At 60.7% G+C, this 22,377-nt stretch carries 21 protein-coding genes and 1 riboswitch; of the genes, 12 read left to right on the top strand and 9 right to left on the bottom strand.

Annotated features, from left to right (window positions below):
• Positions 1-23: 23 nt before the first annotated feature.
• The 4 genes from HBJ59_RS02580 to speB form a co-directional block, all read right to left on the bottom strand.
• The gene (locus HBJ59_RS02580) at positions 24-1,406 is read right to left on the bottom strand and encodes a sodium:solute symporter (protein WP_167662691.1); all 1,383 of its coding nucleotides are present in this window, start codon (positions 1,404-1,406) and stop codon (positions 24-26) included.
• A 111-nt stretch (positions 1,407-1,517) separates the two neighbouring features.
• Positions 1,518-3,023 carry a cytosine permease gene (locus tag HBJ59_RS02575; RefSeq protein ID WP_167662690.1) on the bottom strand — a complete coding sequence of 502 codons (1,506 nt, stop codon included), beginning with the start codon at positions 3,021-3,023 and terminating at the stop codon, positions 1,518-1,520.
• Positions 3,024-3,044: 21 nt separating this feature from the next.
• The gene (locus HBJ59_RS02570) at positions 3,045-3,470 is read right to left on the bottom strand and encodes a nuclear transport factor 2 family protein (RefSeq protein WP_167662689.1); all 426 of its coding nucleotides are present in this window, start codon (positions 3,468-3,470) and stop codon (positions 3,045-3,047) included.
• Positions 3,470-4,420, bottom strand: coding sequence for an agmatinase (gene speB, locus HBJ59_RS02565; protein ID WP_003210733.1), 951 nt, complete (start codon positions 4,418-4,420; stop codon positions 3,470-3,472). Before speB ends, HBJ59_RS02570 begins: the two co-directional genes overlap by 1 nt.
• Positions 4,421-4,664: 244 nt before the next feature.
• Here speB and HBJ59_RS02560 point away from each other — a divergent pair, with 244 nt between their 5' ends.
• The 7 genes from HBJ59_RS02560 (at position 4,665) to HBJ59_RS02530 (ending at position 12,438) form a co-directional block, all read left to right on the top strand.
• Positions 4,665-5,558, top strand: a complete 894-nt coding sequence (locus HBJ59_RS02560) for a LysR family transcriptional regulator (protein ID WP_003210734.1) — start codon at positions 4,665-4,667, stop codon at positions 5,556-5,558.
• A 5-nt stretch (positions 5,559-5,563) separates the two neighbouring features.
• Positions 5,564-6,160: a tRNA-uridine aminocarboxypropyltransferase gene (locus HBJ59_RS02555; RefSeq protein ID WP_167662688.1), complete on the top strand. Its 597-nt coding sequence runs from the start codon at positions 5,564-5,566 to the stop codon at positions 6,158-6,160.
• 100 nt (positions 6,161-6,260) lie between these two features.
• Positions 6,261-7,163, top strand: a complete 903-nt coding sequence (gene cysM / locus HBJ59_RS02550) for a cysteine synthase CysM (RefSeq protein ID WP_076014758.1) — start codon at positions 6,261-6,263, stop codon at positions 7,161-7,163.
• On the top strand, positions 7,163-8,515 hold the full coding sequence (rlmD, locus tag HBJ59_RS02545) for a 23S rRNA (uracil(1939)-C(5))-methyltransferase RlmD (protein WP_167662687.1): 1,353 nt from the start codon (positions 7,163-7,165) through the stop codon (positions 8,513-8,515). The genes cysM and rlmD overlap by 1 nt, the downstream gene beginning before the upstream one ends.
• Positions 8,516-8,650: 135 nt before the next feature.
• Positions 8,651-10,894: a GTP diphosphokinase gene (relA, locus tag HBJ59_RS02540; RefSeq protein ID WP_076014756.1), complete on the top strand. Its 2,244-nt coding sequence runs from the start codon at positions 8,651-8,653 to the stop codon at positions 10,892-10,894.
• A 139-nt stretch (positions 10,895-11,033) separates the two neighbouring features.
• Positions 11,034-11,867 (top strand): nucleoside triphosphate pyrophosphohydrolase, encoded by an 834-nt coding sequence (gene mazG / locus HBJ59_RS02535; protein ID WP_167662686.1) that lies wholly within the window; start codon positions 11,034-11,036, stop codon positions 11,865-11,867.
• A 25-nt stretch (positions 11,868-11,892) separates the two neighbouring features.
• Entirely contained in the window at positions 11,893-12,438 is a 546-nt protein-coding gene (locus HBJ59_RS02530) for a DUF2058 domain-containing protein (protein ID WP_167662685.1), read from the top strand.
• A gap of 234 nt (positions 12,439-12,672) precedes the next feature.
• Here HBJ59_RS02530 and HBJ59_RS02525 read toward each other — a convergent pair whose 3' ends face one another.
• The 4 genes from HBJ59_RS02525 to purM all read right to left on the bottom strand — a co-directional run bounded on the left by HBJ59_RS02525 (position 12,673) and on the right by purM (position 15,544).
• Entirely contained in the window at positions 12,673-12,861 is a 189-nt protein-coding gene (locus HBJ59_RS02525) for a hypothetical protein (RefSeq protein ID WP_076014753.1), read from the bottom strand.
• A gap of 252 nt (positions 12,862-13,113) precedes the next feature.
• On the bottom strand, positions 13,114-13,827 hold the full coding sequence (locus tag HBJ59_RS02520; protein ID WP_003210742.1) for a DUF3108 domain-containing protein: 714 nt from the start codon (positions 13,825-13,827) through the stop codon (positions 13,114-13,116).
• Positions 13,828-13,835: 8 nt separating this feature from the next.
• On the bottom strand, positions 13,836-14,486 hold the full coding sequence (gene purN / locus HBJ59_RS02515) for a phosphoribosylglycinamide formyltransferase (protein WP_167662684.1): 651 nt from the start codon (positions 14,484-14,486) through the stop codon (positions 13,836-13,838).
• Positions 14,486-15,544 (bottom strand): phosphoribosylformylglycinamidine cyclo-ligase, encoded by a 1,059-nt coding sequence (gene purM / locus HBJ59_RS02510; RefSeq protein ID WP_063032448.1) that lies wholly within the window; start codon positions 15,542-15,544, stop codon positions 14,486-14,488. The genes purN and purM overlap by 1 nt, the downstream gene beginning before the upstream one ends.
• Positions 15,545-15,903: 359 nt before the next feature.
• Between purM and HBJ59_RS02505 the strand changes: the two genes are divergently transcribed.
• The 5 genes from HBJ59_RS02505 to HBJ59_RS02485 all read left to right on the top strand — a co-directional run bounded on the left by HBJ59_RS02505 (position 15,904) and on the right by HBJ59_RS02485 (position 20,523).
• Complete coding sequence (locus HBJ59_RS02505) at positions 15,904-16,944, top strand: DUF2066 domain-containing protein (RefSeq protein ID WP_167662683.1); 1,041 nt, start codon at positions 15,904-15,906, stop codon at positions 16,942-16,944.
• Between the two features lie 53 nt (positions 16,945-16,997).
• Positions 16,998-18,071, top strand: coding sequence for an AI-2E family transporter (locus tag HBJ59_RS02500; RefSeq protein ID WP_076014750.1), 1,074 nt, complete (start codon positions 16,998-17,000; stop codon positions 18,069-18,071).
• 217 nt (positions 18,072-18,288) lie between these two features.
• Entirely contained in the window at positions 18,289-18,993 is a 705-nt protein-coding gene (hda, locus tag HBJ59_RS02495) for a DnaA regulatory inactivator Hda (protein ID WP_167662682.1), read from the top strand.
• Between the two features lie 213 nt (positions 18,994-19,206).
• Positions 19,207-19,836: a C40 family peptidase gene (locus HBJ59_RS02490; protein ID WP_076014748.1), complete on the top strand. Its 630-nt coding sequence runs from the start codon at positions 19,207-19,209 to the stop codon at positions 19,834-19,836.
• Between the two features lie 144 nt (positions 19,837-19,980).
• A complete protein-coding gene (locus HBJ59_RS02485; protein ID WP_076014747.1) occupies positions 19,981-20,523 on the top strand; it encodes a C40 family peptidase in 543 nt (180 codons plus the stop codon).
• Positions 20,524-20,656: 133 nt separating this feature from the next.
• Here the strand turns inward: HBJ59_RS02485 and HBJ59_RS02480 are convergent, their stop codons facing one another.
• Positions 20,657-21,970, bottom strand: coding sequence for a sorbosone dehydrogenase family protein (locus HBJ59_RS02480; RefSeq protein ID WP_167662681.1), 1,314 nt, complete (start codon positions 21,968-21,970; stop codon positions 20,657-20,659).
• Between the two features lie 99 nt (positions 21,971-22,069).
• Positions 22,070-22,307, top strand: a riboswitch (cobalamin riboswitch).
• Positions 22,308-22,377: the final 70 nt, after the last annotated feature.

The raw sequence follows: 22,377 nt of genomic DNA, 5'->3' as shown, positions 1-22,377 counted from the left end.
GAAAGCTTCTTTCAACTGTTCGTTCAGCTAGCCCGAGCCGCTAAAGCCTCCGGACGACGCGACAGCAAACTCACCACCACAAAACTCACCAGGCCCACGCCCAGGCTATAGTAGATCGGCGTGTTGGCATCCAAGCCATCCTTGATCATGAACACTAGCGCCGTCACAAAACCCAGGGTCATGGACGTGATCGCCCCGGACGTCGTCGCGCGTTTCCAGAAAATCGCGCCGATCAGCGGGATCAACATGCCGCCCACCAACAGGTTGTAAGCCAGGGTCAGTGCGCTGATTACATCGGTTACCACCAGTGCGATGCCCAGCACGGAGATACCGGTCAGCAAGGTAAACAGGCGGTTGATCTTCAGGCTCGACTGTTTACCGCCCCGCAGGCGTGGCAGCAGGTCTTCGGTCAGTACGGTGGAGGCGGCGAGCAAGCCGGCGCTGGCGGTGGACATCATCGCAGCCAGTGCGGCGGCGATTACCAGGCCGCGGATACCGTCCGGCAACGAGACTTTGACGATGGCGGCAAACGCATTGTTGACGTTGTCCAGGTCCGGGATCAGTACGTGGGCGGCCATGCCGATCAGCGCACAGGCCAGGCCGTAGAGGATGCAGTAGAAACCGGCGAACGTGCCTGCGTACTTGGCGACCTTTTCGTCACGGGCAGTGAACACCCGTTGCCAGATGTCCTGGCCGATCAGGATGCCGAAGAAGTAGATCATGAAGTAGGTGATGATGGTGTCCCAGCCGATTTCAGTGAAGCTGAAATTCGACGCGGGCAGTTTGGCCACCAGTTCGTCCCAACCGCCGACGCGGTACAGGCAGATCGGCAGCAGGATAAACATCAGGCCAACGGTCTTGATCACGAACTGCACGATGTCGGTCAGGGTCAGCGACCACATGCCGCCGATGGTCGAGTACACCACCACCACGCCACCGCCCACCAACACCGAGATCCAGAACGGCAGGTCGAACAGCACTTGCAGCACGGTGCCGATGGCGAGGATCGAGGTCACGCCGATCATCAGCGCGTAGGCCAGCATGATCACTGCACTGGCCTGGCGGGCCATGGGGTTGTAGCGTTTCTCCAGGACCTGGGTCACGGTGAAGATTTTCAGTTTCAGCAGCGGCTTGGCCAGGAACAGGTTCAGCGCAATGATCCCGGCGCCCAACGCGGCGCATAGCCAGAAGCCGGAAATACCATGCACATAACCCAAGCGTACAGTGCCGACGGTGGAGGCACCGCCCAGTACGGTGGCGGCCATTGTGCCCATGTACAGCGTAGGGCCGAGGTTGCGGCCCGCCACCAGGTAATCTTCATGGGTCTTGGCGCGGCGCATGCCGTAGTAGCCGAGCACCAGCATGCCGGCGGCGTAGATGAGGACGACGAATAGATCTAAAGCCATGACGGCGAGTCTCCGATTATCTTTTTTATGTGGGGCTAAGGGGCGCAATGTGGCGAGGGAGCTTGCTCCCGTTGGGCTGCGGAGCAGCCCCAGTGCTCTCAAAACAATTCATCAGGCGGCCTCGCGACTGCTGCGCAGTCGAACGGGAGCAAGCTCCCTCGCCACAGTCGGCCCGTAGACGGAAGCCGGTTCAGGGAACATGCGAAGCAGCGTCAGGTACACCAGCGAGGCCAGCCCAAGCGTCACCGGCAAGCTGATGTCGATGCCGTCGGCGAGGTTGCCCAGCGGCCCGACAAACTGTCCCGGCAGGTTGACGAAGCACAGGCCCACCAGTGCACTCGGGATCCAGGCCCCCAGGCCGCGCCAGTTCCAGCCGTGGCTGAACCAGTAGCGCCCGCCGGTTTCACCGCGAGTGAACACTTGCAGGTCGTCCGGGCAGTAGTAGCCCCGGCGTACGATCAGGCCGATGATCATCATCACCATCCACGGCGTGGTGCAGGTGATGATCAGCACGGCGAAGGTCGACACGCTCTGCACCAGGTTGGCGGCGAAACGCCCGATAAAGATGAAGGCAATCGACATCACCCCGATCAGCAGCGTCGCCTTGACCCGGGACAGCAGGCGCGGGAACACGCTGGACATGTCCAGCCCGGTGCCATACAGCGACGTGGTGCCGGTGGACATGCCGCCGATCACCGCGATCAGGCACACGGGCAGGAAGAACCAGCTCGGTGCCACCGCCAGCAGGCCGCCGACATAGTTGTTGGCCGCGATATAGTCCGGTGCCTTGACCGCCACGATGGTCGCGGTGGCCAGGCCGAACAGGAACGGGATCAACGTCGCGATCTGTGCGAACACCACCGCCAGCATGATCCGCATCTTCGAGGTTTCCCGTGGGATGTAGCGCGACCAGTCACCGAGGAACGCCCCGAAGGAAATCGGGTTGCTCATGGCCACCAGTGCCGCACCGATAAACGCCGCCCAGAAACCGGTCTGGCCGAGGGCGACTGTGCCGGCGAAGTGACTGTCGAAAGCGGGTGCGAAGGCGAAGATGCCCAACAGGAACAGCAGGCTCGCCGCCCATACTGCAATGCGGTTGACCCACAGCATGAAGCGAAAGCCGTAGATGCACACCGTCAGTACCAGAATGGCGAACACGCCGTAGGCCAGGCCCAAGGTCAAGTCGGTTTCCGGCAAGCCCACCAGCCGTTTCGCACCGCCTACCAGCGCATCGCCTGAACTCCACACCGACAGTGAGAAGAACGCGATAGCGGTCAGCAGTGACAGGAACGAGCCGACAATCCGCCCGTGCACACCAAAGTGCGCACCGGAAGACACGGCGTTATTGGTGCCATTGAGCGGGCCGAACAGGCCCATGGGCGCCAGGATCACCGCACCCACCAGCACGCCCAGCACAATTGCCCAGACGCCGGCCTGGAACGACAAGCCAAACAGCACCGGAAAGCTCCCCAGCACGGCGGTGGCGAAGGTGTTGGCACCGCCGAAAATCAGGCGAAACAAATCCTTCGGCCCAGCGGTACGTTCGTGGTCCGGGATTTGTTCGACGCCGTTGGTTTCTATGTTGCGAATACTGTTTTCGTTGTTTTTATTATTCATGATCTGCTCCGATCACATTGGCTAATGGGGCGGCAGCCCTTCCGGCATAGCGGATAAATGTTCGTGACAGGCCAGCCACAGGCCTTCTTTTTGTTGTGGGCGATCCCCTTGTCGCTTGAAGACAATGGTCTCGCGTTCCTGGCTAAAGCATTGCTCCCCGTTCATGCGCAGCTCGGTGGCCACGTCATGCACAAATACCGCGACGTCACCGTGCAGGCTGACGAAAGCGTTGCTTGAGGTGCAGGACAGCACCTCAAAACCCTCGTCCCGGCGCCAGCTGTCCCACAACACCTGATAGGCATCGCGACTCAGCAGCGGCTGGGGGAGGGTGTAGAACACGAAGCTGGCGTCGGCACTGAACGCGCAGAAGTAGGCGGCGCGGTCATTGCGGGCGAAGGCCGACACCAGGTCGGCCGCGGCTTTTATTACCTCGGCCTGGGCGCTCATCAGCGGTGCGCCACGCCCGGCAGTACGCAGAGCATTTCGTACAGCAGGTTGGCGCCTAGCAGCGAGGTGTTGCCGGTGGTGTCGTAAGGCGGCGAAACTTCTACCAGATCGCAACCAATCAGATCCAGGCCTTGGCAGCCGCGGATGATTTCAATCGCCTGGATCGTGGTCAAGCCACCGATTTCCGGGGTGCCGGTGCCAGGCGCCCAGGCCGGGTCGATGCCGTCGATGTCGAAGCTCAGGTACACCGGGCCGCCGCCGACTTTCTCGCGCACTTCAGCCATCAGTGGCGCCAACGAGTGGTGCCAGCATTCTTCGGCCTGGACCACACGGAAGCCCTGTTTACGGCTCCAGTTGAAGTCTTCGGCGGTGTAGCCTTGGGCGCGCAGGCCGATCTGGACCACGCGGTCGCAATCCAGCAAGCCTTCTTCCACCGCGCGGCGGAAGGTAGTGCCGTGGGCGATTTTCTCGCCGAACATATGGTCGTTGACGTCAGCGTGGGCATCGATGTGCACCAGCCCGACCTTGCCGTGTTTCTTGTGGATCGCCCGCAGGATCGGCAGGGTGATGGTGTGGTCGCCACCCAGGGTCATCGGGATCACGTTGTGTTCGAGGATTTCGTCGTAGGCTTCTTCGATGATGCGCACGGCGTCCAGCAGGTTGAAGGTGTTGATCGCCACGTCGCCGATGTCGGCAACCGACAGCGAGTCAAACGGTGCGGCACCGGTGGCCATGTTGTAAGGGCGGATCATCACCGACTCAGCGCGGATTTCCCGCGGCCCGAAACGGGTGCCGGCACGCAGGGAGGTGCCGATGTCCAGGGGCACACCGACAAACGCGGCGTCCAGGCCCTTGGCCGATTGCAGATGGGGAAGACGCATCATGGTGGCGATGCCGGCGAAGCGCGGCATTTCGTTGCCGCCCAGTGGTTGGTGGAAAATCTTGTCCACGGGATTGCCTCATCGTTGTGTTTATTAGAGGCCGATTCTGCGAAATGCAGGGGAAGGGAAGAATCGGCAGGGGCAAATACTTAGTTCAGATTTTTCTAAACTAATGCCTGAGGTAGACTCGGTTCAAATGTGGGAGCGGGCTTGCTCGCGAATACGGTGTGTCGGTCACGGAGGGTTCGATTGATCCACCGCATTCGCGAGCAAGCCCGCTCCCACAGGTTTTATGTTTGCCTCTGGAGAGCCCATGGCCAACGCCTTGCCCGACCTGAAACTCCTGCGCATCTTCGTCAGCGTCGTGCGGCACCAGGGTTTCGCCAATGCCCAGCACGAACTCAACCTGTCGACCTCGGCCATCAGCACTTACATGAGCCAACTGGAAGCCGCGTTGGGCCTGGTGCTGTGCCATCGCGGCCGGGGTGGTTTCAGCCTCACCAGCAAGGGCGAGTTGTTCCATCAGGAAACCTTGCGCCTGCTGGGCGAGCTGGAAGGCTTCGAGCAATACGCCGCTGCGCTGAAAGGCGAGTTGCGCGGCACCCTGAAGCTTGGCGTGCTCGACTCCACCGTCAGTGACAAAGCCCTGCCGTTTGCCGAAGTCATCGGCGCCTACAGCCAGGAACACCCGGCGGTGCATTTGCACCTGTCGGTGATGAGTCCTTACGAGTTGCAGCTCGGCGTCCAGGACAATCGCCTGGACCTGGCCATCGGCGCCTTCTCCAACCGCATGAGCGGGCTGATCTACATGCCGCTGTACCGCGAACAGCACTGGCTGTATTGCAGCACCCGCCACCCGTTGTTCAACGAGCGGCGCATTCCCGAACAGGTGATCACCCAGCAACGCATGGTCGGTCGTGGTTACTGGAGCCAGGCCGAACTGGCGCGCCACGGCTTCAAGCACAGCGCTGCCACGGTGGAAAGTATGGAGGCGCAACTGATCCTGGTGCTGTCCGGCGCCTACATCGGCTACCTGCCGGAACACTACGCCCAGGCCTGGGCCGACAAGGGGGATTTGCGGGTGCTGCTGCCGGCGACCTTTGGTTACCAGGCTCCGTTCTCGATGATCATGCGCCGGGGCCGCAGCCGCGAACCCCTGATCCAGACCTTCCGCGATTTACTCAAAGCCCAGCTCAACCAGGCCTGAAAACCATGTCCAGACCCCAATGCCCCCGCTGCCTGCGGCCCACCACTCATTGCCTGTGCGCGCTGATCCCCAGCCTGGATAGCCGTACCCGCGTGTTGCTGTTGCAGCATCCAAGCGAGGTCAATCATGCCTTGAATACGGCGCGGCTGGCGGCGCTGGGGTTGGTGAATGCGCAGTTGGTAGTGGGCGAGGTATTTGAGGATTTGAAGGCGTTGTTGAATCCGCCGGGTTATCAAGCGCGATTGTTATTCCCTGCCGAGGATGCACAACCGTTGCAGGCCTACGCGCCATCCGACGAACCGTTGCTGCTGGTGGTGCCGGACGGCACCTGGCGCAAAGCGCGCAAGTTGCTGCACCTCAATCCGTTGTTGGCAGCATTGCCAAGAGTGACGCTGGCGGAAGGCGCTGTGTCCCGTTACCGGCTGCGCAAGGCGCCGGGGCCCGGGGCATTGTCGACGGTGGAAGCCATCGTGCAGGCATTGCAGGTGCTCGAAGCGCCCACGTCATTTGAGCCGCTGCTGAAACCTTTTGAGGCATTGATCGACGGACAAATTGCAGCGATGGGCGATGAAGTGTTTCAGCGAAACCACGGCCCCGCCTGACTTATTCCATTAAGCGATAAACACCACACTTTGCGTGATATGGCCCGCCAGCCTTTCCCGGTATGATGGTCGCCCCCGCAGTCTGGATTGCGAATACGCCATGACCTTGCAGTACCCCACCATCGCCGATTGCGTCGGCAACACCCCGCTGGTCCGCTTGCAGCGCCTGCCGGGCAACACCAGCAATACCTTGTTGCTCAAGCTCGAAGGGAACAACCCGGCCGGCTCGGTCAAGGACCGCCCGGCGTTGTCGATGATCACCCGCGCCGAGTTGCGTGGGCAGATCAAGCCCGGCGACACCCTGATTGAAGCCACCTCCGGTAATACCGGGATTGCCTTGGCCATGGCTGCGGCGATCAAGGGCTACAAGATGGTCCTGATCATGCCCGACAACGGCAGCGCCGAGCGTAAGGCAGCGATGACCGCCTATGGCGCCGAGTTGATCCTGGTCACCCAGGAAGAAGGCATGGAAGGCGCCCGCGACCTCGCCGAGCGTATGGCCGCCGAAGGCCGTGGCCTGGTGCTGGACCAGTTCGCCAACGGCGACAACCCCGAGGCGCACTACACCACCACCGGCCCGGAAATCTGGCGTCAGACCCAGGGCACCATCACTCACTTCGTGAGCTCGATGGGCACCACCGGGACCATCATGGGCAACTCGCGCTACCTCAAGGAGCAGAACCCCAAGATCCAGATCGTCGGCCTGCAACCGATGGAAGGCTCGGCGATCCCGGGGATCCGTCGTTGGCCCGAAGAGTATTTGCCGAAGATCTACAACGCCGCTCGGGTTGATCGCATCATCGACATGGCCCAGCGTGAAGCCGAAGACACCACCCGCCGGTTGGCCCGTGAAGAGGGCATCTTCTGCGGCGTGTCGTCCGGTGGCGCCGTGGCCGGGATGTTACGCTTGTCCCAGGAGTTGGAAAATGCGGTGATCGTCGCGATCATCTGTGACCGTGGCGACCGTTACCTGTCGACCGGCATTTTCGACGCGCCCAACTGATGGCCAAGCACGAGAGAGGCCTGCGCTTCCAACCGACGGGCGGCAGCCGCGCCCCGCAGATTCCCGTAGGCAAGAAGCAGCGCCTGACCATCGAGCGCCTGGCCAATGACGGCCGTGGCATCTTGTTCTTTGAAGGCCGCACCTGGTTTGTGGTGGGTGCCCTGGCTGGCGAAGAGGTTGAGGCGCGGGTGTTGGGCGCCCACGGCAAAGTGGTCGAGGCCCGCACCGAGCGCGTATTTACCGCCAGCGAACTGCGCCGTCCGGCACCCTGTGTCCACGCCGGCCGCTGTGGCGGTTGCAGCCTGCAACACTTGCCCCATGACGAACAACTTGCCCTGAAACAGCGCATGCTCGCCGAGCAATTATCCCGTGTGGCCGGTGTCGAACCCCAGGAGTGGGCCGCGCCTTTGAGCGGGCCGGAATTCGGCTATCGCCGCCGCGCCCGTGTGGCCGTGCGCTGGGATGCCAAGGCGAAGAAACTCGAGGTGGGTTTCCGTGCCGTGGCCAGCCAGGACATCGTCGCCATCGACGATTGCCCGGTGCTGGTACAGGCCTTGCAGCCGATCATGCAGCGTTTGCCAAACATGCTGCGACGCTTGAGCAAACCTCAGGCGTTGGGGCACGTGGAGTTGTTCAGCGGATCGTCGATCGCCGTGTTGTTGCGACACATGGCGCCCTTGTCCGAAGCGGACCTGACGATCCTGCAGGAATTTTGTAACTTCCATGAAGCCCAGCTGTGGCTGCATGGCGAGGGCCAGCCGCAGCCTTTCGAGCCAGACCAGGCGTTGGGCTACCGGTTGGAGCAGTGGGATTTGCAGTTGGCGTACCGCCCGGGAGACTTTGTGCAGGTCAACGCCGGGGTCAACGAGGCGATGGTCGCCCAGGCCCTGGAATGGCTGGCGCCGAAGCCCGACGAGCGGGTACTGGATTTGTTTTGTGGCTTGGGCAACTTCGCCTTGCCGCTGGCCCGCCAAGTGCGGGAAGTGGTGGCGGTGGAAGGCGTGCAGGCCATGGTGGACCGGGCGGCACAAAATGCCGCCAGTAATAATTTGCATAATGTGCAGTTTTTTCAGGCCGATTTGTCCCAGCCTTTGACCGACGCGGAATGGGCCAAACAGGGCTTTTCTGCGGTACTCTTGGACCCACCCCGCGATGGTGCCCTGGAGGCTGTGCGCAAGCTCGCCACTCTGGGGGCTGATCGCCTGGTGTATGTGTCCTGCAATCCGGCAACGCTGGCGCGGGACACGGTCGAGTTGGTCAAGCAAGGCTACCGGCTAAAACGTGCCGGGATCCTCGACATGTTTCCCCAGACGGCCCATGTCGAGGCCATGGCGTTATTTGAAGCGGGCTAGGATGCCCGTTTAATCCGACTGGCCTGCATCTCCTGGGCCTGTGACCTGCCAGGGAGCGTGCACAAGCTTTTTTGTAAAGCAGGTCAGCGATGATTTTGACGCACTAAAAGGTGCGTCGTAGGGAAGGTAAGCAAGATGGTACAGGTGAGAGCACACCAGCCGATCAACACCGACGGCAGTATCAATCTCGAGGCATGGCTGGATCATGCCATCAGTGTCGACCCGGCACTGGACCGTGAAGCCTTGAAAGCAGCCTGCGAGTTCGCTCGTGAGTCTGAGCAGCAAGACAATGCGGCCAAGAACCTGTGGGCCGAAGGCACTTCAAGCTTTCGCACAGGGTTGGAAATCGCCGAGATCCTCGCCGATCTCAAGCTCGATCAGGATTCGCTGATCGCGGCAGTGCTGTATCGCGGCGTGCGCGAAGGGCATATTCAACTGCCCACCGTCAGCCAGCGCTTCGGCACGGTGGTGGCCAAGCTGATCGACGGCGTGCTGCGCATGGCGGCGATCAGTGCCAGCCTCAGCCCGCGCCAGTCCATGGTGCTGGGCACCCAGGGCCAGGTGGAAAACCTGCGCAAGATGCTGGTGGCGATGGTCGACGACGTGCGCGTCGCCCTGATCAAGCTGGCCGAACGCACCTGCGCGATTCGGGCGGTGAAAACCGCCGACGACGAAAAGCGCAACCGTGTCGCCCGCGAGGTGTTCGACATCTACGCGCCGCTGGCCCACCGCCTGGGCATCGGCCATATCAAGTGGGAACTGGAGGACTTGTCCTTCCGTTACCTCGAACCCGATCAATACAAACAGATTGCCACGCTGCTCCATGAGCGGCGGCTGGACCGTGAGCGCTTCATCGCCGACGTGATGAGCCAACTGCGCACGGAATTGCAGGCCACCGGCGTTGAAGCCGACATCAGCGGCCGCGCCAAACACATCTATTCCATCTGGCGCAAAATGCAGCGCAAGGGCCTGGCCTTCAGCCAGATCTACGACGTGCGTGCCGTGCGCGTGCTGGTGCCGGAAATGCGCGACTGCTACACCGCGCTGGGTATCGTGCACACGCTGTGGCGGCACATCCCCAAGGAATTCGACGACTACATCGCCAACCCCAAGGAAAACGGTTACCGCTCGTTGCATACGGCAGTGATCGGTCCCGAGGGCAAGGTGCTGGAAGTACAGATCCGCACCCATGCGATGCACGAAGAAGCGGAGCTGGGTGTATGCGCGCACTGGCGCTACAAGGGCACCGACGTCAAGGCCGGGTCCAACCAGTACGAAGAGAAAATCTCCTGGTTGCGCCAGGTGCTGGAATGGCACGAAGAGCTGGGCGACATCGGTGGTTTGGCCGACCAGTTGCGGGTGGACATCGAACCCGACCGGGTCTACATCTTCACCCCCGACGGCCATGCGATCGACCTGCCCAAGGGCTCCACGCCGCTGGATTTTGCCTACCGTGTGCACACCGAGATCGGCCACAACTGCCGTGGCGCCAAGATCAACGGGCGCATCGTGCCGCTCAACTACAGCCTGCAGACCGGTGAGCAGGTCGAGATCATCACCAGCAAGCACGGTACGCCGAGCCGCGACTGGCTGAACCCGAACCTGGGCTACATCACCACCTCCCGGGCGCGGGCGAAGATCGTCCACTGGTTCAAATTGCAGGCGCGCGACCAGAACGTCGCCGCCGGCAAAACCTTGCTTGAGCGCGAATTGGCACGCCTGGGCCTGCCGCAGGTGGACTTCGACAAGCTGGCCGACAAGGCCAACATGAAGATCGCCGAAGACATGTTCGCTGCCTTGGGTGCCGGCGATTTGCGCTTGGCGCAGTTGGTGAATCTGGCCCAGCAACTGGTTGAGCCGGAGCGTGGCAGCGAGCAGCTTGAGCTTATTCCGCGTAAAGCCACCGGCTACAAGCCAGGCAAGCGTGGCGATATCCAGATCCAGGGTGTCGGCAACCTGATGACGCAAATGGCAGGCTGCTGCCAGCCGTTGCCGGGCGACGCTATCGTCGGTTACATCACTCAAGGCCGTGGGGTGAGTATTCACCGCCAGGACTGTGCCTCGGTGTTGCAACTGGGCGGGCGTGAGCCGGAGCGGATTATCCAGGTCAGTTGGGGCCCGGTGCCGGTGTTGACCTATCCGGTGGACATCGTCATTCGCGCCTACGACCGTTCCGGCCTGCTGCGCGACGTGTCGCAAGTGCTGCTCAACGAGCGGATCAACGTGCTGGCGGTCAACACCCGCTCGAACAAAGAGGACAACACTGCGTTGATGTCCCTGACCATCGAGATTCCGGGGCTGGACGCGTTGGGTCGGTTGCTGGGGCGTATTTCCCAGTTGCCGAACATCATTGAGACCCGGCGCAACCGTACGCCCTAAATCGGGAGCGCTTTACTGTAGGAGCGAGCTTGCTCGCGAAGGAGGTCAACGATAACGCGTGCTTTCTGGATAAACGCGTCGTTGCTGAGTTTTTCGCGAGCAAGCTCGCTCCTACAGGGGGTGATAAAGAGACTGACTGATGTATTCACTTGAAGACCTGCTGCACCTGATGAACCGCCTGCGCGACCCGCAATACGGTTGCCCGTGGGACATCAAGCAAACCTACGCCACCATCGTGCCCCATACCCTGGAAGAAGCCTACGAAGTCGCCGACGCCATCGAGCGCGGGGATTTTGATCACCTGCAAGGAGAGCTGGGCGACCTGTTGTTCCAGGTGGTGTATTACAGCCAGCTGGCGCGGGAAGAAGGGCGCTTCGAATTTGCCGGGGTGATCGACAGCATTACCCGCAAGTTGATTCGTCGCCATCCGCATGTATTCCCCACCGGCGACCTGTATGCGCCGCTGGACATCCCGCAGTTGAGCGAGGAACAGGTCAAGCAGCGCTGGGAAGAGATCAAGGCCGAGGAGCGTGCGGAAAAGTCCGACGCACCACAGCAATTATCCCTGCTGGATGACGTACCCACGGCCTTGCCGGCGCTGTCTCGCGCCGCCAAATTGCAAAAGCGCGCCGGGCAGGTGGGTTTTGACTGGCCAGCCGCGTTGCCAGTAGTGGATAACGTGCGCGAAGAGCTGGATGAAGTGCTCGAAGCCATGGCCGATAACGACCCGGTTGCCATCGCGGATGAGGTGGGTGACCTGCTGTTTGCAGCGGTCAACCTGGCTCGTCACCTCCAGGTCGACCCGGAAGCGGCCTTGCGTTTAGCCAACGCCAAATTCGAACGACGTTTCCGATTTATCGAACAGGCATTGCGCGACACACGCCAATCCATAGAAGATTGCACCCTCGAAGAGTTGGACGCCCTCTGGGGCGAAGCCAAACGCCAGGAAAAGAATCTGTCCAGCTGCGGCTGAGCCGTTGCCCAAGTGAGTAAGCACCATGAGCATTTCCCTTCGCGACCAGTTGCTCAAAGCAGGCCTGGTCAACCAAAAGCAGGCCAAGCAGGTCGGCAAAGAGAAACAGAAACAGCAGCGCCTGGTGCATAAAGGCCAGGTCACGGCGGACGATAGCCAGGCGCGCCTGGCCATTGAGGCGCATGCCGAGAAGGTCAAGCGCGACCAGGAGCTGAACCGTCAGCAGCAGGAAAAAGCCGAGGCCAAGGCCCGTGTTGCACAGGTCAAGCAACTGATCGAAACCTCGCGCCTGCCCAAGCTGACCACCGAGGACTACTACAACTTCGTGGACGACAAGAAGGTCAAGCGCCTGTCGGTCAACACGCTGATGCGCAACAAGCTGAGCAACGGCTCCCTGGCGATCGTGCATCACGGTGGCGGTTACGAGGTGATCCCGCGCGAGGCGGCGCTGAAGATCCAAGAGCGGGCGCCAGAGCGTATCGTCCAGATGAACGTCCTGACCGAAAGCCAGGTGCCGGATGAGGATGATCCGTACGCCGCCTACCAGATCCCTGATGATCTGATGTGGTAAGGCTATAGAAACGACATTGTGGCGAGGGGGCTTGTTGTGGCAAGGGAGCTTGCTGTGGTGAGTGAGCTTGCTGTGGCGGGGGAGCTTGCTGTGGCGAGGGAGCTTGCTCCCGCTGGGGCGCGAAGCGCCCCCAAGATCCCAACCCCCAAAAACACAAACCCCGCTCAAAAGGCGGGGTTTGTGTTTTAGATACTCCAGCTGCGTGGGGCTGGCTATCTACAGGATTTCAGAGTTTCAGGAGCTTTGCGCCTGCCGTTTCATCTCAAGGGTCTCGAGCTCGTTTTTATAATTATGAGCTTCGCTCTCGTCGTGAAACATGCCGACCAGCAGGTCTTGCTGGTGTACATCCCAGATGTGAATCCCGTGGGCTACTGCTTCGTGGGACATATGTTCATCGTCGCGTTCAGTTACTTTTACAGTCATCTGCTTGCTCCAATCTCTGGTTGATCTGCGGCAAGGCGTCGCAGGCCTTTGTTATATGATTTGTTAGCTTGCTAAGTAAATAACCAGGAATTGCAACACACCTTTACAGAAATTGAAGTAATCGCCCGAGCCCACGCAAACCGCGACATTGCGTCGCAGGGCGCTGAGTTATATGACAAAAGTTTCATGTTGGCGTCAGGAGACAGGCGAAAAAAAGCCCCGCATACGCGAGGCTCTTTTATTGCGCAGAGATCAGCTGCCTTTGACAGCCTTGCCGTCAACGGTGCCGTCTTGCAGCATGATGTTGTATTCCTTGCCGTCGGTCTCAACCTGACGCAGGGCAACCAGGATGCCGCCCCAGTCCTTGGCAAACCACATTTGGGTAATGCGCTTGCTTTGAGTCGGGTCACGCACGCGCTCGACCTTGATCGCATCGATGGAGCCGGCTTTGGTCTGGACCTTTTCCGGGCCAATCACGCGGAAGTCGTAGGTATCGACATCAGTACCTTCGACGACGTTGTAGCTCATGCTTTTCTTGCCGGCTGCCACATCGCGCTGCAGTGCCAACTGGTAGGTCGACTTGTCGAGCATGCCGCTTTGAAGGGCCACGTTGACCGGGTCCTTGTTTTCAAAGCCGGTGACTTTCTTGGCCGTCTGATCGAAGTCGAGGTTGATCTTCTTCGTCTTGCCCAGGCCGCCGCGTTCGAAGGTGTAGCTCACCGGCTGCAGGGCATCTTTGTCGAAGCGAATCACGCTGGTTTCAGTCAGGCTGGCGATCATCATGGAAGCCTTGAAATTCAAGGTCCAGCTGCCGTTGTCATTCTTGGTCAGGCTGCGTTCTGCCGAACCACTCATGGGCAACTGTTTCCAGTCGGCGGTGTAGCTGGCGGAGAAAGGGTGAAGGTCTGCCGCTTGCACGGCAGGCAAGGCGAACAGCGCAAAGGCGAAGAGCAGGGCGCGACGCATAAAGTCTCCTAGGTTCGAATCAAGTGGCCGCTGGCCGCAAGTAACTGACCGTCCAATAATGCACCGTGGTCGCCAAGAATCAACCGCCCCTCAGCGAACCAGCGAACAGCCAGCGGGTAAATCCTGTGTTCCTGGGTGTGAACCCGTTGCGCAAGCGTCTGCGCAGAGTCCGCAGACTCTACCGGAACTACTGCCTGTACGACCAGAGGCCCGCCATCGAGTTCCTCGGTAACAAAGTGCACGCTGCAGCCGTGCTCGGTGTCGCCGGCCTCAAGGGCACGCTGGTGGGTGTGTAACCCTTTGTATTTGGGCAGCAGGGACGGGTGGATATTCAGCAGGCGCCCGTTGTAGTGGCGCACGAAGTCAGCGCTGAGAATGCGCATGAAACCGGCCAGTACCACGAGTTTGGGGTTGAAGGCGTCGATCAGTTCGATCAAGGCGTTGTCGAAGGCCTCGCGACCTTCGAAAGCCTTGTGATCCAGGGAGCGGGTGTCGATGCCCGCGTCCCTGGCGCGTTGCAGGCCGTAGGCGTCGCTGCGGTTGGAGATCACCGCAGCGATGCGCACCGGGCTGTCGCCGGTGCGCGTGCTGTCGATCAGGGCCTGCAAGTTACTGCCGGTGCCGGAGAGCAGCACCACGACATCACAGGTTGCAGGCATCAGTGCGCCTTAAGGTTCTTCAGTTCAACCTGAGCCGCGCCTTCAGGAGCGGTTGCGATCTGGCCGATGACCCAAGGCTGCTCGCCGGCTTCACGCAGTACGTTCAGCGCGGTTTCAACGTGCTCTTGAGCCACGCAGATGACCATGCCCACGCCGCAGTTCAGCACGCGGTGCATCTCGGTTTCGTTGACGTTGCCTTTCTCTTGCAGCCAGTCGAAGACTGCCGGGCGCTGCCAGCTGGCCACGTCGACAATCGCCTGGGCGCCTTTAGGCAGTACGCGCGGGATGTTGTCCAGCAGGCCGCCGCCGGTGATGTGGGCCATGGCCTTGACGGCGCCGGTGTCCTTGATCAGCTTGAGCAACGGCTTCACGTAGATGCGGGTCGGTGCCATCAGCAGGTCGGTCAAAGGCTTGCCGTCGAGCTGGATGGTTTCGATGTCGGCACCGGAAACTTCGATGATCTTGCGGATCAGCGAGTAGCCGTTGGAGTGCGGGCCGGACGATGGCAGGGCCAGCAGGGCGTCACCGGCAGCGACTTTGGAGCCGTCGATGATTTCGGATTTTTCTACAACGCCGACGCAGAAACCGGCCAGGTCGTAGTCTTCGCCTTCGTACATGCCTGGCATTTCAGCGGTTTCACCACCGACCAGGGAGCAGCCGGACAGTTCGCAGCCAGCGCCAATGCCGGTAACCACTTGGGTCGCGGTCTCGACGTTGAGCTTGCCGGTGGCGTAGTAGTCAAGGAAGAACAGCGGCTCGGCGCCACACACCACCAGGTCGTTCACGCACATGGCAACCAGGTCGATGCCGATGCTGTCGTGCTTGTTCAGGTTCAGTGCCAGGCGCAGCTTGGTGCCCACACCGTCGGTGCCGGAGACCAATACAGGCTGCTTGTAGCCGGCCGGGATCTCGCAGAGGGCGCCAAAACCGCCCAGGCCGCCCATGACTTCGGGGCGCGCAGTGCGCTTGGCGACGCTCTTGATGCGTTCGACCAATGCTTCACCGGCGTCGATGTCTACACCGGCGTCCTTGTAGCTCAGGGAGGGTTGCTTGCTCATGATCCAGGCCTTTAGGGGGGATTCAGGGGTAACGACCGAATGCGGCGGGAATACCGAAACCTGACGTTTCAGCATGGCCTGCCATTGACGGTCTGCGAAGGCGCGCGATTTTATCAGGCTTGAGGGGCAGCGGCCATCCTCGGGCCGACGGGCAGGGGCAATAGCTGTTAAAAAAATCGCTAATCGAGTCGGTCACGGGCCGTATTAAGGTATAGCCTTTAACTCGCTATCGTTATGACAGTACAAAAACTTACCGAGACCCTGTGAATGTTTTGCCGGTCGCTGTGGTCACAGCCTTGCTCAACAGTGTTCACGCGGTCTGTTCCAACCGCTTATTTGTCGTTCGGGAATCTTCTTTCATGGGTCTGAGTAAATATTTTTTTGTGGGCTGCTTGTCGTTGGTCAGCCTGGCGAGTCATGCCGAAACCCTCAATGGCCTCTATCAAGTGTTGGAGCCAGTCAGCAGCCAATCTCCCCAGGAGCGTGACCAGGCTACCCAGCGTGCCCTGCAAACCCTGGTGATCCGCCTGACCGGCGACGCCAAGGCAGCCGATGGCCCGGGCCTGGCGGCGATTCGCAAGGACCCGCAACAGATCATCAGCCAATACGGCTACGACGCCGGCCCACCGGAAAGCCTGCAAGTGGATTTCGATCCCGTCAGTACCGACCGCGCCTTGCGTGGGGCAGGCTTGGCGCTGTGGGGCAGCAATCGGCCGTCGATCCTCGGTTGGTGGCTGAACGACTCCGTCGAAGGCAGCAGCCTGGTGGGTGATGGCCAGGCCATCGCCCAACCGCTGCGTCGCGCGGCCCAGCACCGTGGTTTGCCTTTGCGCCTGCCGCTGGGTGACCTGGACGAGCAAATCGTCGCCACTGCCCCGAATCTTGAAAGCCCCGACGCCACGCCGCTGCGTGCCGCGTCCGAACGTTACGGCGCCGACGCCTTGCTGGCGGTACATGCCCGCGAAGACGGCGGCCAATGGTCGGCCAAATGGCGGCTGTGGTTGGGCGATAAAAGCGAGCAGGGCACCGCTACCGGTACTGACACCGCCGCGCTGGCCGACGCCGTGCTGCTGGCTGTCAGCGAGCGCCTGGCACCGCGCTTTGCGGTCAAGGCCGGCGCGGCCACCAGCGATCAGTTGCTCGAAGTGCAGGGCATGAACCTGGAGCATTACGCCGCCTTGGGTCATCTGCTGGAGGCGTTTGGTGCCCAGCCGGTGCGGGTGGATGGCAGTCGCATCGTCTACCGTGTGAATGGCAGCGCCGAGCAGTTGCGCACCCAGTTGAGCCTGGCCAAGTTGCAGGAAATCCCGGCGGGTGAAGTGCCGGCTCCGCAGCCGGTGGTGGAAGGCTCGCAACCGGCGCCGGTCGAGCCGACGCCGCAGCTACGTTTTCATTGGTAAGCGTTCTTCCTTCTTATATAGAAGCAGGAAGCAAATAACAGAGGGAAGGGTTTATGGCGGATACGCGTCGTTGGGTGTGGCTTGGCGGGATTGTCCTGCTGTGCGTTTTTGTGTTCCTGCTGCATTCGATCCTGACGCCGTTCCTGGTCGCGTTACTGCTGGCTTACCTGTTCGATCCCGTGGTGGATCGCCTGGAAAAGATCGGCCTGTCACGTACCTGGGGCGTGGTGGCGGTGTTTGCGTTGTTCACCTTGATCATCACGGCGTTGGTGCTGGTGCTGGTGCCGATGCTGGCCAAGCAATTGTTTAAGCTCTATGAACTGGCGCCGCAGATGCTCGACTGGCTGCAACACACGGCCATGCCGTGGGCGCAGGCCAAGCTGGGGCTGGCAGACGGGTTCTGGAAGTTTGACAAGGTCAAGGCCGCCATCAGCGAGCACATGGGACAGACTACCGATATCGTCGGCGTGGTATTGAGCCAGGCGACGGCTTCGAGCCTGGCGCTGATTGGTTGGCTGACCAACCTGGTGTTGATCCCGGTAGTGGCCTTCTACCTGTTGCGGGACTGGGACATCATGATGGCCAAAATCCGCGGCTTGCTGCCGCGTGACCGCGAGGAGCGCATTGTCTCCCTGGCCGGGGAATGCCATGAGGTGCTTGGTGCCTTCGTCCGTGGCCAGTTGCTGGTGATGCTGGCGCTGGGGATCATCTATGCGGCGGGGCTGATGGCTATCGGCCTGGAGCTGGGGTTGTTGATCGGCCTGATCGCCGGCCTGGCGGCCATCGTGCCGTACATGGGCTTTGTGATCGGTATTGGCGCGGCGCTGGTGGCCGGGCTGTTCCAGTTTCACGGCGACCTGTACCCGATGCTCGGGATTGTCGCGGTGTTTATGGTCGGCCAGGCCCTGGAAGGCATGGTGCTGACGCCGTTGCTGGTGGGTGACCGGATCGGTCTGCACCCAGTGGCAGTGATCTTCGCGATTCTGGCGGGCGGCGAGCTGTTCGGCTTCACCGGCATCCTCCTGGCGCTACCGGTGGCGGCGGTGATCATGGTGCTGGTGCGCCATGTGCACGACCTGTACAAGGACTCGGACATGTACGCCGGGGTCGAGGATCCGGAGTTATAACCGCAGCCTCACAAACCCGGCTCAAGGCCGGGTTTGTCGTTTATCGGCTCTGGCGTTTCGCCATTGCGTCAAACAATCTTCACCAAATCCAACAAGTTAACGCAAACCTTTGATTTTGCTTGTGGTCTGCTGCATTGTGCGCCCAGCGTCACGGGTATAAACTTTGCAAACTTTACACAGAGGTCACTAACGGTTCGATTGGAGCCGTTCAGTCAGCATGAAACCGATTCAGCTGCCCCTAGGTGTGCGTCTGCGTGACGACGCTACCTTTATCAATTACTACCCAGGCGCCAATGCCGCTGCACTCGGCTATGTCGAGCGGCTCTGCGAAGCCGACGCCGGGTGGACCGAAAGCCTGATCTACCTCTGGGGCAAGCATGGCGTGGGGCGTACCCACTTGTTACAGGCCGCTTGCCTGCGCTTCGAGCAGATGGGTGAGCCGGCAGTTTATTTGCCGCTGGCAGAGCTGCTGGACCGTGGTATCGAGATCCTCGACAACCTTGAGCAATACGAACTGGTTTGTCTGGACGACTTGCACGCGGTAGCAGGGCTGGCGGATTGGGAAGAGGCGCTGTTCCATCTGTTCAACCGCTTGCGTGACAGCGGCCGGCGTTTGTTGATTGCCGCGTCCACCTCGCCACGTGAGTTGCCGGTGAAGCTGGCCGACTTGAAGTCGCGGCTGACCCTGGCGCTGATCTTCCAGATGCGGCCGTTGTCCGATGAAGACAAATTGCGTGCCCTGCAACTGCGTGCGTCCCGCCGCGGGCTGCACCTGACCGACGAGGTCGGGCATTTTATCCTCACTCGCGGCACCCGTAGCATGAGCGCACTATTCGACTTGCTCGAACAGCTCGATCAGGCCTCCTTGCAGGCCCAGCGCAAGCTGACGATTCCCTTCCTTAAAGAAACCCTGGGCTGGTAGCCAGCCCTTTAAAATCGGGGTTTGCGGCAAGTTCCAGGCGTCAGAAAACCCGCGTTTGGGCCGTTTTGGCCACGCATATGGGTTGAATAGGGTGTTAAGGGCTTAGATGTCATAGTCCAAACAAGAAGTCACATAGATCACGATTGAATTTGCAAATCGATGTGATAGAGGGCATAGTCTCGGCTTCTTTACACATCAGCCACGGTCGTGCCCATGCTAAATCGCTTCGCACCCCTCGTGCCTCTCGCACTCGTTACCCTGTTGTTTGGTTGCGCCACCCACACTCAAAACGTGGCTGAGCAGCAAAAACCAGCACAACAGTCCCAGGCAAAATTCGTTGCATCCCAATCTTCTACTGTTTACGAAGAAGAGATCGCAACCGAAAAAGAACTCGCCGACTTCGCCGGCAGCAAGCCTTACCAGCTTCCAGTTCTGGCCGACAGCATTCTCGAACGCGGCATGTCCCTGATCGGTACCCGTTACCGTTTCGGCGGTACCTCTGAAGCCGGTTTCGACTGCAGCGGTTTCATCGGCTACCTGTTCCGTGAGGAAGCCGGCATGAATCTGCCGCGCTCCACCCGCGAAATGATCAACGTGGATGCACCGTTGGTCGCGCGGAACAACCTCAAGCCCGGTGATCTGCTTTTCTTTAGTACGGCTGGCCGTGGTCGTGTCAGCCACGCCGGTATCTACCTGGGCGACAACCAGTTTATCCACTCCAGCAGCCGCCGCAGCGGTGGTGTACGAGTCGACAACCTGGGTGACAGTTACTGGAGCAAAACCTTCATCGAAGCCAAGCGCGCCCTGGCGATGGCTCCGACTACCGTTACCGCCAGCAAGTAAAGTTAAAGTGATACTTGAAGTTTGACGTGTAAGCGCTAGAATCCCTGGACATTGTTGTAAATCGATCGCGCGAGCTCTGCTTGCGCGTTCTGTTTTTCAACGTTCGGCAGCGAAAGCCGCATCCAGATCAGGATTGTTCTGCCCATGTCGACCTCGGCCCGCCTAATTCTTCTCGTTTGCGCCGCGCTGCTCAGCGCCTGCGCAAGTCGTCCTCCGCCTGCTCCCGTGGCCGTCAAGCCCAAGCCGGTGTTCAATACCTACGCTACCCAAAATTTCTCGCCTGCGGCCGAAGATGTGCTCTTTCGTGCGCTGGGCCTGGTCGGCACGCCTTATCGTTGGGGCGGCAACACGCCGGACTCGGGGTTTGATTGCAGCGGCTTGATCGGTTTCGTCTACCGTGATGCCGCGGGCATCTCCCTGCCGCGTACCACCCGCGAGCTGATCGTGATGCGTGCCCAGGACGTGAGCGAAAACAACCTGCAAACCGGCGACCTGATCTTCTTCGCCACCGGTGGCGGCTCGCAGGTCAGCCACGCCGGGATCTACGTGGGTGAAGGGCGCTTCGTGCATGCGCCGCAAACCGGCGGTACGGTGAAGCTGGACACGCTGTCCAAGGCCTATTGGCAGAATGCCTACCTGAGCGCCAAGCGCGTGTTGCCGGCCGATCGCCTGGCACGAAACCCCTAGGAAAACACGAAACCAAATGTGGGAGCGGGCTTGCTCGCGAATGCGGTGGATCAGCCGACAACCAGGTGACTGACACACTGCATTCGCGAGCAAGCCCGCTCCCACATTTGTTTTGCGGTGTTTGCGAAGTTGGCTATTTAGCCGCCGACACTCGCCACACTTTGTTCCCCACATCGTCTGCCACCAACAAATCCCCCTGCTTGTCGATCACCACGCCGACCGGACGGCCCATGGCTTTCTCATCACTGTTGAGGAACCCGGTCAGCACATCCACCGGCTGGCCTTTGGGCTTGCCGGCCTCAAACGGCACAAAGATGACCTTGTAGCCACTGTGAGGCTTGCGGTTCCACGAACCATGTTGGCCGATAAACGCGCCATTGCTGAATTGAGCGGGTAACTTGCTGCCGTCGGCAAAGGTCAGCCCGAGCGAGGCGGTGTGCGGGCCTACTGCATAATCCGGTGCAATCGCTTTGGCTACCAGGTCCAGGTTCTGCGGTGTGACCCGCACATCCACGTGCTGCCCGTAGTAACTGAATGGCCAGCCGTAGAAGGCGCCATCCTTGACCGAGGTGATGTAGTCCGGCACCAGGTCGCTGCCGATTTCATCGCGCTCGTTGACGGCCGTCCATAGCGCGCCGCTTTGCGGCTCCCAGGCCATGCCGTTGGGGTTGCGCAGGCCGGAGGCGAAGATGCGGTGCTGGCCGGTGGCGCGGTCCACTTCCCAGATCGCGGCCCGGCCTTGTTCGGCTTCCAGGCCGTTTTCCCCGACGTTGCTGTTGGAGCCCACGCTGACGTACAGCTTGCTGCCGTCTTTGCTGGCGATCACGTTCTTGGTCCAGTGATGGTTAATGCTGCCGCCCGGCAAGTCGGTGACGGTGGTGCCGGCGTCCTTGATCGAGGTTTCCCCTGGCTGATAAGGGAAGCGCAGCAATTTGTCCGAATCGGCGACATACAGGTCGTTGCCCACCAGGGTCATGCCGAACGGCGAGTTCAGGTTCTCCAGGAACACCGTGCGGGTTTCGGCCACACCGTCGTGGTCGGCGTCCCGCAACAGGGTGATGCGGTTCGGGCTCGGCACGCCGGCCCCGGCACGGCCCATGACTTTCTCCATCACCCAGCCACGAATGCCCTTGGCATCATCCGGCTTGGGCGGCGCGTTGGTTTCCGCCACCAGCACGTCGCCATTGGGCAGCACGTATAGCCAGCGCGGGTGATCCAGGCCTTCGGCAAACGCTGCCACCTGAGTACCCGCCGCGGGGGTTGGCTTGGCGCCTTCGGGCCAGCCGATGGCCGTGGCGATATTCACCGTGGGGATCAGGGTTTTATTCGGCTCGGGTAGTTTGGGCGAGGGCCCGGTGCCGTCGGACACCTGAAGGGTAGAGCTTTCACCACAGGCGGCGAGGGTGCCGGCGACCATGATCAGTAGGGCAAGTCGGGTCTTGTGCATGGTTTTCTCCTTAATACCTGTAGTGGTAGAGGCGCACAGCGGCCCGATGGTTCACGCGCATGTCCGGCTTTAATTGACGCTCCACCCCCAACCCACTAACCTTCGCGGCTTGTTTCAGGTGCTCTGTGGCGTACGCGCCGACTGAGTGAAACAGGGAAGCCGGTGAGTGAGCGCATTTTTCTACAGTGCCGCCACGATCCCGGCGCTGCCCCCGCAACGGTAAATGAGTCAAGACGGTGCCTTAAGCCACTGTATCGCCCGCGATATGGGAAGGCGCACCCTCGGCATCCAATGCCACTCATGAGCCCGGAGACCGGCCTGATCCATCCAACAGCATCACGGTGGGCGATGCTTGGCTGTCTGTATGTGTCTTTTTCCTGCCCGCCGTTTTTGTCCAGCCCCAACGG

The organism is Pseudomonas sp. AN3A02, assembly GCF_011765255.1.
Classification (GTDB): Bacteria; Pseudomonadota; Gammaproteobacteria; order Pseudomonadales; family Pseudomonadaceae; genus Aquipseudomonas.
The sequence above is the reverse complement of the archived record's forward strand: the minus strand, read 5'-3'. Positions and strand labels throughout refer to the sequence as shown.